Source organism: Microbacterium sp., assembly GCF_047607225.1.
Lineage (GTDB): Bacteria > Actinomycetota > Actinomycetes > Actinomycetales > Microbacteriaceae > Microbacterium.
In genome coordinates this window covers 23,829-37,033 of sequence record NZ_JASGDO010000039.1, presented here as the reverse complement: position 1 = coordinate 37,033, position 13,205 = coordinate 23,829, and the positions used below count along the sequence as shown (strand labels likewise).

At 70.4% G+C, this 13,205-nt stretch carries 12 protein-coding genes; 10 read left to right on the top strand and 2 right to left on the bottom strand.

The annotated features are described in order from the left end of the window. The first annotated feature begins 170 nt into the window (after positions 1-170). The 10 genes from QM591_RS07110 (at position 171) to QM591_RS07065 (ending at position 9,123) form a co-directional block, all read left to right on the top strand. A complete protein-coding gene (locus QM591_RS07110; protein WP_415131014.1) occupies positions 171-1,169 on the top strand; it encodes a LacI family DNA-binding transcriptional regulator in 999 nt (332 codons plus the stop codon). Beyond that, positions 1,166-2,089, top strand: coding sequence for a ribokinase (locus QM591_RS07105; RefSeq protein WP_415131012.1), 924 nt, complete (start codon positions 1,166-1,168; stop codon positions 2,087-2,089). The genes QM591_RS07110 and QM591_RS07105 overlap by 4 nt, the downstream gene beginning before the upstream one ends. 67 nt (positions 2,090-2,156) lie before the next feature. After that, a complete protein-coding gene (locus QM591_RS07100; RefSeq protein ID WP_415131010.1) occupies positions 2,157-3,206 on the top strand; it encodes a nucleoside hydrolase in 1,050 nt (349 codons plus the stop codon). A 99-nt stretch (positions 3,207-3,305) separates the two neighbouring features. Then, positions 3,306-4,151 (top strand): ECF transporter S component, encoded by an 846-nt coding sequence (locus QM591_RS07095; RefSeq protein ID WP_415131008.1) that lies wholly within the window; start codon positions 3,306-3,308, stop codon positions 4,149-4,151. A 6-nt stretch (positions 4,152-4,157) separates the two neighbouring features. Next, on the top strand, positions 4,158-4,937 hold the full coding sequence (locus tag QM591_RS07090) for an energy-coupling factor transporter transmembrane component T family protein (protein WP_415131006.1): 780 nt from the start codon (positions 4,158-4,160) through the stop codon (positions 4,935-4,937). Then, positions 4,934-5,782, top strand: a complete 849-nt coding sequence (locus QM591_RS07085) for an energy-coupling factor ABC transporter ATP-binding protein (RefSeq protein WP_415131004.1) — start codon at positions 4,934-4,936, stop codon at positions 5,780-5,782. The genes QM591_RS07090 and QM591_RS07085 overlap by 4 nt, the downstream gene beginning before the upstream one ends. Next, entirely contained in the window at positions 5,779-6,597 is an 819-nt protein-coding gene (locus QM591_RS07080; RefSeq protein ID WP_415131002.1) for an energy-coupling factor ABC transporter ATP-binding protein, read from the top strand. The genes QM591_RS07085 and QM591_RS07080 overlap by 4 nt, the downstream gene beginning before the upstream one ends. Beyond that, on the top strand, positions 6,594-7,433 hold the full coding sequence (locus QM591_RS07075) for an EamA family transporter (RefSeq protein WP_415131000.1): 840 nt from the start codon (positions 6,594-6,596) through the stop codon (positions 7,431-7,433). The genes QM591_RS07080 and QM591_RS07075 overlap by 4 nt, the downstream gene beginning before the upstream one ends. A gap of 90 nt (positions 7,434-7,523) precedes the next feature. Continuing rightward, the gene (locus QM591_RS07070; RefSeq protein ID WP_415130998.1) at positions 7,524-8,168 is read left to right on the top strand and encodes an NAD(P)H-binding protein; all 645 of its coding nucleotides are present in this window, start codon (positions 7,524-7,526) and stop codon (positions 8,166-8,168) included. A 46-nt stretch (positions 8,169-8,214) separates the two neighbouring features. Continuing rightward, entirely contained in the window at positions 8,215-9,123 is a 909-nt protein-coding gene (locus QM591_RS07065) for an alpha/beta hydrolase (protein WP_415130996.1), read from the top strand. A 27-nt stretch (positions 9,124-9,150) separates the two neighbouring features. On the opposite strand, the gene QM591_RS07060 is transcribed toward QM591_RS07065, so the two are convergent. Together QM591_RS07060 and QM591_RS07055 are read right to left on the bottom strand one after the other, a co-directional pair. Further along, the gene (locus QM591_RS07060) at positions 9,151-9,372 is read right to left on the bottom strand and encodes an RNA-binding S4 domain-containing protein (RefSeq protein WP_415130994.1); all 222 of its coding nucleotides are present in this window, start codon (positions 9,370-9,372) and stop codon (positions 9,151-9,153) included. A gap of 117 nt (positions 9,373-9,489) precedes the next feature. Beyond that, a complete protein-coding gene (locus tag QM591_RS07055; protein ID WP_415130992.1) occupies positions 9,490-13,107 on the bottom strand; it encodes an IPT/TIG domain-containing protein in 3,618 nt (1,205 codons plus the stop codon). Between the last annotated feature and the right edge of the window lie 98 nt (positions 13,108-13,205).

The following is a 13,205-nucleotide window of genomic DNA, read 5'->3' as shown; positions in this document are numbered from 1 at the left end:
GTTGTGCACGCCCCGCCGCCCACGCCCCGGCGCCCACGCCCCGCCGCCCACGCCCCGCCGCGCCGCTCATGCCCGTGCGGTGACGAAGGGTTGCGGGAGGACGGACGGCGCCGCTATGCTCCGAGTCAGCTTTAGTAAGCGCTTACGTTCGCAACGACGCGAGGGTTCTCATGGTGACGGTCTACGACGTGGCACAGGCCTGCGGCCTGTCGATCGCGAGCGTGTCACGCGCGTTGAACGGCCAGGTCGGGGTGTCGCAGGCGACCGCGGAACGGATCCTCCGCACAGCCGACGAACTGGGCTACCAACGCAATGAGGTCGCTCGCTCGCTCGTGGCGAAGTCGACGCAGACCATCGCCTTGCTGGTCCCCGACATCACGAACCCGTTCTTCCCGGAGCTCGTCAAGGGCGTGCAGTCGGTCGCGGATGAGAACGACCTCCTGTTGCTCCTCCTCGACGCTCCTGCCGATGCCGAGACTCTCCGGCCGCGTCTGGCGGCGCTGCGTCGCAAGCAGGTCGACGGAATCCTGCTGGTCGCCAGTGCTCTGGACGACGACATGGCCCACCTCTTCGGCGACACGCCCGCGGTGCTGCTCGATCGAGGTCACAGCGGCGTGCACGCGACGGTAGGGGTGGACCAGGAGGCCGCGGGCTACGACGCCACGCGGCACCTCCTCGCCGCGGGGCACACCCGGATCGGGCACATCGCGGGCCCGACGGAACTGTCCGTCGCTCACGCACGGCGCGCGGGGTGGCGCCGGGCCCTGGAAGAGGCCGGTCTTCCCGCGGGAGAGGACCTCGTCGCCGGTGGCGACTTCGAGGAAGAGGGCGGACACCGGGCCGGGCAGGAACTCCTGTCCAGGGTGCCGGACCTCACGGCGGTCTTCGCGGCGAACGACCTGAGCGCCATCGGATTCCTCGCGCTGTGCGCCGAACGATCGATCCGCGTGCCGGAGGAGATGTCTGTGATCGGCATCGACGGCATCGAGCTCGCCCGGTACACGACGCCGGCGCTCACGACGATCGCGCAGCCCATTCGCGAGCTCGGAGCTGCGGCCTGCCGGAGCCTGCTCGCGCAGATCGAGGCCGACTCCTCGGTTCCCGACGTCACCCTGCCCACCGTTCTGATGCCCGGCGCCAGTGTCCGCGCCCGAGGAGGCTCTCGATGACCGCTTCGCGTCGTGTCGTGGTGTTCGGCTCGCTCAACGCCGACATCACCTTCGAAGTGCACCGCATCCCTGCGGCGGGGGAGACCGTCGTCGCCGACGCCGTGCGTCGCGCCTCGGGCGGCAAAGGGGCGAACCAGGCCCACGCGGCCGCGCGGACGACCCGCGACGTCTCTGTGGCGATGGCAGGCGCTGTCGGAGACGACGAGGCGGGGACACGCCTTGTCGGCGACCTCGCCGACGCGGGCGTCGATGTCGCTCACGTGATCCGGACGACCGGTGAGTCGGGTATGGCCATGATCGCTGTCGATCCCGACGGCCGCAATGTGATCGTGGTCGCCCCGGGAGCCAATCACCGGTGGGGGGAGCTTCCCGAACCCCCCGTCGGCGCGGGCGATGTGCTCGCCCTGCAGCTGGAGATCCCGCTGCACGTGGTGGAGCACCTCGCCCGCGCCGCTCGCGCCGCCGGAGCTCGGGTCGTGCTGAACGCCGCCCCGGTCACTCCCGGTGCCGAGTCGCTCCTCCGCTTCGTGGACGTGCTCATCGTCAACGAAGGGGAAGCCGAGGAGCTTCTGTCTCTGACCGCGGCAGGCGACGCCACGGCGGTGGCCGACGCGGCGCGACGGCAGCACCTCGACCTCGTCGTCACGCTCGGCGAACAGGGCGCGATCGTCGCCTCGCGCGACGGCGGGGCCTGCGTGATCCCGGCGTTTCCTGCCGAGAGTGTCGACACGGTCGGGGCGGGCGACGCCTTCGTGGGGGCGATGGTCTCGGCCCTCGCCGCAGGAGACGACCTCGTCGCGGCGGCGCGCCGCGGTGCGGCGGCAGGGGCCGCGACCGTCGCCGTCCGAGGGGCGCGGCACCCCTCGCTGACCGCCGAGCTCGTCGACGAGATCCTGCGCCGCACCGCCCATCCCGCCTGACGACCTCGACCCCGCACGTCCCGCACCGCTCTCACCCTTCACCTCACCCGAACCGGAGGACCTCCCGATGACCGACCCGACCACCGCACTTCGCACCCCCCTGATCGTCGATGTCGACACGGGGATCGACGACTCGCTCGCGCTCCTGTATCTGATGGCCAGTCCTGAGGCCGAGATCGTCGCGATCACGTGCACGGCCGGAAACGTGCCGGCCCGGCAGGTCGCGACCAACAATCTCGCGTGGCTCGAGCTCTGCGGCTATGACGAGGTCGAGGTCGCCCTCGGCGCCGAAGTCCCGATCGTGCAGCCGCTGATGACGACGGAGGAGACCCACGGCCCGCAGGGCATCGGGCACGCGGAACTCCCGGCCCCCGCCCGCACGGTGTCGGATCGCCACGCCACCGAGGTCTGGATCGACGCGGTGCGCCGGCGTCCCGGAGAGATCGTGGGCCTCGTGACCGGCCCCCTCACCAACCTCGCGCTCGCCGTCAAGCTCTGCCCCGAGCTGCCGTCGCTGCTCAAGCGGCTCGTGATCATGGGCGGTGCGTTCAACCACGCGGGCAACACGCTTCCGACCACCGAGTGGAACATCGCCGTGGATCCCGAGTCGGCCAAGATCGTCTTCGATGCGTTCTCGGGTCTTCCTGCGGAACGGCATCCGGTGATCTGCGCGCTCGACGTGACAGAGCGGATCGAGATGAAGCCCGAGCACATCGCCGCCCTGGCGCGCGAAGCGGGGAGCACGCCGGAAGAGATCATCTCGCCGGAGGACCCCGAGGGCACCCGCTCGCGGGCCTCCCACGCCGTCGTCCGCCACCTTTCCGACGCCGTGCGCTTCTACATGGAGTTCCACCGGGCCTACGACCAGGGCTTTCTCGCTCACATGCACGACCCGTTCGCCGCTGCCGTGGCGCTGGACCCGTCGCTGGCCACGACACGGGGCGCGACCGTCGACCTGGAGCTGGCGGGTACGCTCACCCGCGGCCAGACGGTGGCCGACTGGCGCGGCATGTGGGGTCGGCCGCACAACGCGGCCATCGTCGTCGACACCGATCCGGAGGAGTTCTTCCGGCGCGTGATCGAGCGTGTGGGGCGCCTGGCCCGCACCGTGGGCTGACACCGTCCCACCGCACCGCCACCTCCCGCCCACCACCGCACCGTCTCATCGACAGCCGGAACTCCGGCACCCTCACCCAAAGAATGCAAGGAGGCATTCATGTTCAGCACCGCACCCGCGAAGACCGACGACTCCCGTCGGCTCCGCAACACCGTCCTGATCGCGATCGGCTCGGTCGTCATCGTCGCCACCTACCTCTATCTCGTGATCGGGCAGCCCGCCGAAGTGGCACAGAGCAGCACCAGCCAGGCCTCGCTCATCGCGATCGCGGGGTACGTCATCGGAGCGATCCTGCTTGCGGCGGGATCGATCCACCGCCTCCCGACGGCGACGATCGCCATGATCCCCGTCGCCATCGCCCTGAACATCGTGGTCGGCCAGCTCGTCGCGATCCTGGGGCTGCCGGTCTACATCGACTCGATCGGCACCGTGCTCGTCGCCGCGCTCGCCGGTCCTGCCGCCGGCGTCGTCACCGGCATCCTCACCAACGTCATCTGGGGACTCACCCTGAGCCCGATCGCCCTCCCGTTCGCCGTCGTCCAGGTGATCATCGGCGTGATGGCGGGCTACGCGGCCCGCTTCGGCATGTTCCGCCGCTTCTACCTCGCGCCGGTGGCCGGTGCGGTGACCGGCATCGTGGCAGCCGTCGTGTCGGCGCCGATCTCGGCGTTCATCTTCGGCGGCGCGACGGGCGGCGGAACGGGGGCGATCGTCGGAGCCTTCCAGGCCATGGGGCAGTCCCTCCTGGGCGCCACGACGCTCCAGGGCCTCCTCTCCGACCCCCTCGACAAGGCGATCACCTTCACGATCGTCGTGCTCATCCTCGCCGCCCTCCCGAGCCGGTTCCGGCAGCGGTTCCCCTTCGTTCGCCAGTACCGCGTGTTCGGAAAGGCGCCCGTCACCGCGACCAGCCGCAGCGCGTCGGCAGACGAGTCCCGGAGCTGAGCCGCCATGGCGTCGACACTCTACGTGGATCGGACCTCGCCGATCCACGCCCTCAACCCGGTGACCAAGCTCGTGATCCTGGTCACCCTGATCGTCATCGTGTTCGCGGTCCCCTTCTGGTGGGTCGCGGCGGGTGTCGTCGCCGTCGTGATCGTGCCGGCCGCCGTCGTCTCCGGCTGCGGCGGTCGGCTCGCCCGGATGGGGGTCACGATCCTGCTGCCGATCGTCCTCGTCCTCTTCGTCGTGCAGGGGCTCACCTTTCCGGGCGGACGCACCGCGCTCTGGGAGTGGGGACCTCTCGCTCTCACGACCGAGGGGCTGATGTTCGCGCTCGGGATCGGATCGCGGATCGTCTGCCTCGTCCTGGCCTCGATCCTCTTCGTTCTGACGACCCACCCCGGCGATCTTCTCTCGGCGCTGACCGAGCGGGGCATGTCGCCCAAATTCAGCTACATCATCAGTTCCACTCTGCAGCTGATCCCCGCCTTCCAGGACCGGGCGAACGGCATTCTCCTCGCCCAGCAGGCGCGAGGGCTCGCCGTTGGCAAAGGCGTGCGGGGTCGCATCGGAGCGATGATGCCGTTGCTGGCGCCCCTCGTGCTGGGCATGTTCACCGACGTGGAGGAGCGGGCCACCGCGATGGAGGCGCGCGGCTTCGGATCCACCGCCAAGCGCACCGCACTCACGCCGGTCCCCGACACGACGACGCAGCGGATCGTCCGCTGGGCCATGCCGGTGATCGGCCTCGCCGCCATCGTCCTTCCTCTCGTGACTGGAGCATTGTGATCACTCTCACGGACATCTCGTACGCCTACCCCGACGCGGAGCACTTCGCGCTCGAGAAGGTGAATCTGCAGGTCGATCGCGGCGAGGTCCTCGGCGTCGTCGGCGCGTCGGGGGCCGGCAAGACGACGCTGGCGAAGATCATCGCGGGCTTCATCCCGCACGTCGACGGCGGCGAGTTGACCGGCCGGGTGGAGGTGGACGGGGCCGACGTCTCCGAGCTCAAGCTCACCGATGCGGTCGCGAAGGTCGGGCTGGTCATCCAGAACCCGTTCAATCAGATCTCGGGCGCCAAGTACACCGTGCGCGACGAGATCGCGTTCGGCCTCGAGAACCTCGGGGTGCCGCGCGAGGAGATGGCCGAGCGTGTCGCTGCCGCCGCCGAGCTCCTGCGGATCACCCATCTCCTCGACGCCTCGCCCTACGACCTGTCCGGCGGGCAGCAGCAGCTCGTGGCGATCGCCTCGATGGTCGTGCTGCGCACGCCGGTGCTCGTGATGGACGAACCGACCTCACAGCTGGACCCCGCGGGGACGCGGATGGTGTTCGACGTGCTGTCCTCGCTGCGAGACGCGGGGAGCACCATCATCGTGCTGGAGCACAAGGTGGAACTGCTCCGCGAGCATTGCGACCGCGTCGCGGTCATCGCTCGCGAGACGATCGCGGCGGTGGGAGGGCCTCGGGAGATCCTGGCCGACCCGCGCATGAGCGAGTGGGGGATCGGGGAGACCCGCTTCACCCTCGCGGCGCGAGGGGCGCAGCGCCTGGGGATCGTCCCCGGGAACGGCGAGCTGCCGGTCTCTCTCGACGAAGCGGCGGCGTTCTTCGGAGGGGCGGTCGCATCATGACCGGCGCCGCCATCGTCTTCGACGACGTCCGCTTCGCCTACCCCTCGGGGACAGAGGCGCTGCGCGGTGTCAGCCTGTCGATCGGTGCGGGCGAGCGCGTCGCCATCGTCGGGCAGAACGGGGCCGGGAAGACCACCCTGGTCCGTCATCTCAACCGCATCTTCGTTCCCACGAGCGGGCGGGTGACGGTCGGGGAGCACACGACGTCCGAGCGCACCATCGCCCAGATGGCCGCGCTCGTCGGCTATGTGTTCCAGAATCCGGACGAGCAGATCTTCGCCCGTACGGTGATCGCCGACGTCATGTTCGGGCCGAAGAACCTCGGCGCCGACGAAGTCGAGTCGCGTGCGCGGGCCCTGGAGGCGTTGGAGACGGTCGGCCTGGCGGCGGAGGCGGAGAGCCACCCCCACCAGTTGTCGCTGTCGGAGCGCAAGCGCGTTGCCCTCGCGGGTGTCCTCGCGATGCGTACGCCCGTGCTGGTGCTCGACGAGCCGACCACCGGGCAGGACGCCCGCGGTGTCGAGATGATTTCGCGCGTGGTGCGGCAGGTGAGCGCCGAAGGTCGCACCGTCGTCGCCATCACTCACGACATGGACTTCTGCGTCGAGCAGTTCGATCGAGTGGTCGTCATGACGCAGGGGCAGGTGCGCGCCGACGGCACCCCGGAAGAGGTGTTCGCCCAGTCCGAGGTGATCGGTGCCGCGCGCGTGGAGCCGCCGCAACTCATGCGACTGGCCGCCCGGCTCGGCTGGGACGCGCGCCCCCGGACCGTCGAGACGTTCGTGGGAACGGCCGCGCGCGAGCGTTCCTCGTGACGGCGGCCCTCGCCCTGTTGGCGGCGCTCTTCCTCGGTGTCGCGGACTTCCTCGGAGGGGTGCTCTCACGCAGGGTTGCACAGATCACGGTGCTCGTCCTCTCGCAGCTCGTCGCCACGGCCGCCGTCGTCCCCCGGGTGCTGCTGGAGCCGATCGGTCCCGACGCTCTGCCCGCCTACGGATGGGGAGCGCTCAGCGGCGCGGGCGCGGCCGTGGGAGTGTCCGCGCTCTACAGGGCTCTGGCCATCGGCACCATGGGCGTCGTCGCTCCGATCTCGGCGTTGGGGGTGCTCGTCCCCGTCGCCGCCGGCCTCGTCGGGGGAGATGCCCCCGGCGCACTGCTCGTGATCGGGATGATCGTGGCCGTCGTGGGATCCGTGTGCGCCAGCGGACCCGAATTGCGCGGCCGAGGACGCGGCGGCGGCGTGAAGCCGGTGATCCTGGCCCTCGTGGCGGCAGCGGGGTTCGGCACCAACAATCTCGCCGTGGCGTGGGGGAGCGCGCACGACATCTCCGCGACGCTGCTGGCCAATGTCCTGGTGACCCTCGGCCTCTACCTCGTCGCGCTCGCCATGCTGCGCGTGGTGCCGCGGGCGCGCGGCCGGGACCTCGTGGGGATCGTCGCGATCGGGCTCCTCGGGTTCGTCGCGAACCTCTGCTTCGCGGTCGCGAGCGACTCCGGCATGCTCTCCGTCGTCGCCGTATGCGCGTCGGTGTTCCCCGCCGTCACCGCCGTGCTGGGGTGGTGGGTGCTGAAGGAACGACTCCTTCCCGTGCAGGTCATGGGCGTGGTCCTCGTCCTGGGCGGAGTGGCGGTGGTCGCGGTCTCGCACTGAGCGGTCTGGTGCGGAGTGCATCCGACCCGGCTCGATGGGGTGGCGCCTAGGCTGGACCGAGGACGATCCGGACGACAGCGAGGAGTCACCATGAGCCGCATTCTGATCATCGGAGGGCATGGAAAGGTCGCGCTCCTGCTCGCTCCCCTCCTCGTCCAGGAGGGTCACACGGTGACCTCCGTCATCCGTAACGCCGCTCATGTGGGCGACGTCGAAGCAACGGGAGCACAAGCCCTGGTCGCCGATGTCGAGACTCTCGACGTCGACCAGCTCACCAACCTCGTGAGCGGAAACGACGCGGTCGTGTGGTCGGCGGGTGCCGGCGGTGGAGACCCGCAGCGGACGTACGCGGTCGATCGCGACGCGGCCATCCGCTCGATCGATGCGGCCGCGGCGGCCGGGGTTCCGCGCTACATCATGGTCTCGTACTTCGGTGCGGGAGCCGATCACGGCATCGATCCCGACGATCCCTTCTTCGCGTATGCCGAGGCGAAGGCGGCGGCCGACGCGCATCTTCGCGCGAGTGCGGTGGAGTGGACGATCCTCGCCCCGTCGGCGCTCACTATGGACGCGCCCACCGGTCGCGTGGACGTCTCCGCGTCGTCGTCGCAACGGGTGAGCCGGGCGGACGTCGCCGCGGTCATCGCCGCCGTGATCGACGAGCCCACCGCCTCGGGCCGCACGATCTCCTTCAACAACGGGGAGACCCCCATCGCCGACGCCGTACGCGCCTGAGGCCCGGACCAGAGGCGCCGCGTGCGCGGCGTGTTAGCGTGGCGCCGTGTCGGCTCTCATGACCCTCACCGCCGCCGCGCTGTGGCTCGTCTCGGGTGCGTCGCGGCGGGACTTCTCGGGGTCCGGTTATCTGCGCCGGGTCGATCCGGTGCGCTCCGTTGCCCCTCCACCGGCGGACGCGGTGTCATCGGGAGAGCTGACGGAGAGCACGATCGGCGGGCGCACCGTCTTCCGGTGGCGACCGCGGGACCACCACCCGGACCGCGAGCTGATCTACTTCCCCGGTGGCGCCTTCGTCCATCCCCTCGTTCGTGCGCACTGGTGGATCATCCGGCGGCTGCAGGAGCAGACGAAGGCCGCCATCACGATCGCGCAGTATCCACTGACCCCGGAGCAGACGATCCACGACGCGCGTCCGTTCGTCGATGCCGTCTACGACGAGGTGGCCGCGCGCGCGACGACGAGGCAACTGTTCGTGGTGGGCGATTCCGCGGGTGGCAACGTCGCTGCGACGCTGGCGCTTCGTCTCCGCGACGGTCGACGCCGCATGCCCGACGGGCTGATCCTCCTTGCGCCGTGGGTGGAGGTGGGCATGACGAACCCGGGTGCGTGGTCTCGTCAGAGGCGCGACCCGACGCTGCGGTGCACAGGCCTCCGCGCGGCAGCCGTCGCGTGGGCGGGAGGTCTGCCGCTGGAGGATCCGCAGCTCAGTCCGCTTCGAGACGGCGGAGCCGGACTTCCGCCGACACTCCTCTTCCAGGGCGGTCGCGACGTCTTCCACGACGATGTCGTCGCGTTGGCGGAGAGATGGCGGTCCGCGGGCACGCGGGTGCGGCTCGTCGTGGCCGAAGACGGTTTCCACGTCTATCCCGGCGCCTTCTGGACGCGCGAGGCGCGAGACGCCTACGCGCTGATGGGGGAGTTCGTGGCCGATCCCGAGGCGGTCACGCGCTGACCGATCCGGTCGGGGGTGGAGCGGTCCTCATCCGCGGACGCGGACGGTCCGTGCGTCGAACGTGACGAGGTCCCCGTCGTGGAGCTGGCGACCGCGCCGCCGATCGACCTCGCCGTTGACCCGCACATGGCCGTCGATGATCGCCTCCTTCGCGTCCCCACCGGAATCGATGAGTCCGGAGAACTTGAGGAACTGGCCGAGGCGGATCATGTCGCCGCCGATGGAGATGTCGTCGATCGGATCCGCCACTCCAGCATGCTAACCGCCGAAGCCCCGTGCAGCGACGCCCCGTGCAGCGACGCCCCGCTCGACGGAGGGTGGGGCCTTGTCTGGGGGGACGGCCCCACCCTCCTTCTCCCCGGGGGATCAGGCCGAGCGTCGACGGCGCAGGACCACGCCGACGCCCGCCAGGATCAGCAACAGGCCCGCGGCGGCCCAGAGGTCGGCCGTCGAGCGTGCGCCGGTCGCAGGCAAGGGATCTGAGGGATCCGAGCTCGTCGCGTAGTACTCGAACGTGCCCGGGTCGCTCGTGCCGGTCAGGGCGATCGCCGCCACATCGACCACGCCGGGCGTCCCCGCCGGTGTCCGGACGGTCAGCTCGGTGTCGCTGACGATCTGCAGCGCCGTGGCGTCGACTCCGTCGAAGGTGACGGAGGTGACACCGCTCAGGTTCGCGCCCGTGATCGTGACCAGGGTCCCGCCCGAGGCCGGTCCACGTGAGGGCGTGAGGTCGGAGATGATCGGCGCGCTCGTGTACTCGAAGCCGCCCGGCAGGGTTCCCGGCCCACACTCCGTGCCGACGACGGTGACATCCACCACGCCGACTCCGGGAGGAGCCACCGCCGTGATCTGGGTGTCGCTGTCGACTGTGAAGCTCGTGGCCGAGACGTCACCGAAGAGCACGTCGGTGGCACCTGTGAAGCACGAGCCGGTGATCGTCACGGTCGTCCCACCCGACTCCGGCCCGACTCCCGGCTCCACGTCATCCACGTGGGTGACGGGAAGGTAGGTGAACTCGCCCGCCTCGGTGTCGCCGCCGGGGTGCTCCACGATCACGTCGACCGTGCCGGGGGCGTGGGCGGGGGTGGTGACCTGGATCTCGCTGTCGCTGACGACCGTGAAGGCGGTGCCCGGGGTGCCGTCGAAGGTGACTCCGGTGGCGCCGGTGAACCCGGTGCCGGTGATGGTGACGACGGTGCCGCCGGTCTCAGGCCCGCTGGTCGGGTCGAGGCCGGTGACCTCCGGTGCGGCGAGGTAGGTGAACTCGCCCGCCTCGGTGTCGCCGCCGGGGTGTTCGATGACGACGTCGACCGTGCCGGGGGCGTGGGCGGGCGTGGTGACCTCGATCTCGGTGCCGCTGACGACCGTGAAGGCGGTGCCCGGGGTGCCGTCGAAGGTGACTCCGGTGGCGCCGGTGAACCCGGTGCCGGTGATCGTGACGACGGTGCCGCCGGCTTCGGGTCCGCTCGTCGGGTCGAGGTCGGTGACGGTGGGCGGGGCGACGTACTCGTAGCCGTCGGGGAGGGTTCCCGTGCCGCAGGTTCCGGTTCCGACGACGGTGACGTCGACGGTTCCGGTGCCGGCGGGCACGACCGCGGTGATCTGGGTGTCACTGTCGACCGTGAAGCTCGTGGCCGACACGTCACCGAAGAGCACGTCGGTGGCACCCGTGAAGCAGACGCCGGTGATCGTGACGGTGTTGCCACCGGCCTCCGGACCACTACCCGGATCCACCCCATCCACCCCCGTCACCACGAGGAAGGTGAACGGGAGCCCGGCCGAGGCGCCGGTCGGGTTCGTGACGACGACGTCGACCGTGCCCGGCGCGTGAGCCGGGGAGGTCGCTTCGATCTCCGTGTCGCTCACGACCGTGAAGCTCGTCGCAGGAACACCGTCGAAGGTCACGGCCGTGGTGCCCGTGAAGTCCGTGCCGGTGATCGTGACGACCGTGCCGCCGGTCTCAGGCCCGCTGTCCGGGTCGAGCGAGGTCAGGACGGGGGCTCCCGGAACCACATAGGTGAAGCCGTCCGGGAGTGTCCCGTCGCCGCAGTCCGCCGATCCCACCACCGTCACATCGACGGTCCCTTCGGCGCCCGGAGGTGTCACGGCCGTGATCTGGGTGTCGCTGTCGACCGTGAAGCTCGTCGCCGGGGTGGCGCCGAACAGCACATCGGTGGCTCCCGTGAAACAGACACCCGTGATGGTCACCGAGGTGCCGCCCGCCGTGGTGCCGCTGTCGGGGTCGACACCGTCGACACGCGTCGGCTCGAAGTACTCGAAATCGAGCGAGTCGTCGGAGCCGTCGGGGTTCGTCACGGTGACCGCGACGGTACCCGGCGCCGTCGCCGGCGGACTCACCGCGGTGATCGTGCCATCGGGGTTGACGGTGAACGAGGTGGCGGGCTCGTCGCCGAAGAGCACCTCGGTGACGTCGTCGAGACCGTCACCGGTGATGGTCACCTCGGTGCCGCCCGCAACGGGGCCGCGGTCCGGATCGATCGCGAGGCCGCCGGGGGCGTCGAGCGGCACCGCGTTGACCGTCGCCGATGCGAGATGGAGCGTGACCGCTCCTCCCAGGAGCGGAGCGACCACGATGCTCAACGCTCGCTGGGTGAACGAACCCGCGTCGGTTCCGGCCGGGTCGCGGAAGTCGCCGTCCTCCTCCTTCACATTGCCCGTGAGGGAGATGACCTGGTTCACGGCGCCGAGGACGGGCTGCAGCGCGGTCACGGTGGACGTGAGCAGCGTCGTGAGGTCGTCCTCGAGCCCGTCGAGATCCAGCGCGGCCTCGATCACTCCACCGACCGAGGGGACGAGCTGATCGGTGACGAACGAGGTGATCGGTGTCAGAAGCGTCCCCACGGGGAGCCCGAGGATGTTCGTACCGGCCAGCGAGACGGTCGGAGCGGCCGAGCCGGTCAGCGCGAGGAAGCCGCCGAGGCTCCCTGTCACGGTGAGCGCCAGGTCGCCGACATCGGCCGCGAGGGGCGGCACGCCGAGCTCGACGCCGGCGGTGACGCCCACCGTCAGGGTGGTGGAGTTGAGCACGTCGCGCACCGCGGTGGTCAGCGCCGTCGGAAGCTGCTCGGTGAGGATGTCGCTCAGGGCCTCGGCGATCGTCGGGTTGAGGGCGAGGTCGGAGAGGATCGGCGTGTTGGGCCCCAGAGCGTTGAGCGCGTACAGCTCGTCGAGGTCGATGACGATCGTTCCCGTTCCGAGGGTGAGGGTCACGGGTCCCGACGCGAAGGGCGTCTCTGCCACGGCGTCGAGCGCCGCGCCGAGGTTCGCGTTCACGGTCGCCGTCACTGCCGGGCTGTCCAGCGAGACGGCACCGGCCAGGAGGCCGCCCAGGATGTCCTCGATCCCTCCCAAGAGTCCGTTGACGGTCGAGGCGATGGTGCCGCCTGTGCCGGCGACCGCGTTGACGGCCGCACTCGCGTCGTCGAGAGTGTCGTCGAGGTCGGCGGCGACGGCGCTGAGGACCGGTGAGGTCAGGGTGAGCTCTCCACTGGCGATCTGATAATCGCCCTCGGTGGTCACGGCGCTGCCGCGTGTCGCAGTGGCCGACGCCGAGAGAGCGCCCAGTTCCAGCCGGAGGTCGCTCAGCAGCGCCTGGACGCCGACGGCCGAGAGGACGGGGCCCAGATCGAGCGTGGCGTTCTCGCCTGCCGCCCCGGTGCCCGCCTGGATCGCACCGTTCGCGCCGATGAGGCCCGCCGAGGCGAAGGATCCGGACGCGTCGGTCCGGGCGTACTGACCCACGGCGCCGAGCGTCAGAACGTCGTTCCCTCCGAAGAGCTGAACTCCGAGGCCCAGGTCGATGAGGCCGAGCGCGTCGACGTCGATCGGCACGTTGTCGGTGGCTCCGGGCGTGTAGGCGTTGTACGGCCCTTGGAGCTGCGCGATCGTGTCGAGATCGATCAGCCCGCCCCCGGACAGCATGAGGGCTTCGGCCTCGCTCCGATCACCGGGGGCGGCGAACACTGCCGCCGGTGTGGCCGACGCCAGGAAGAGGCCGGCGACGACGCCCGCAGCGACGCGACGATGCAGCCGCGAACCGCGCTGTCTGGAGGGTCTGACCT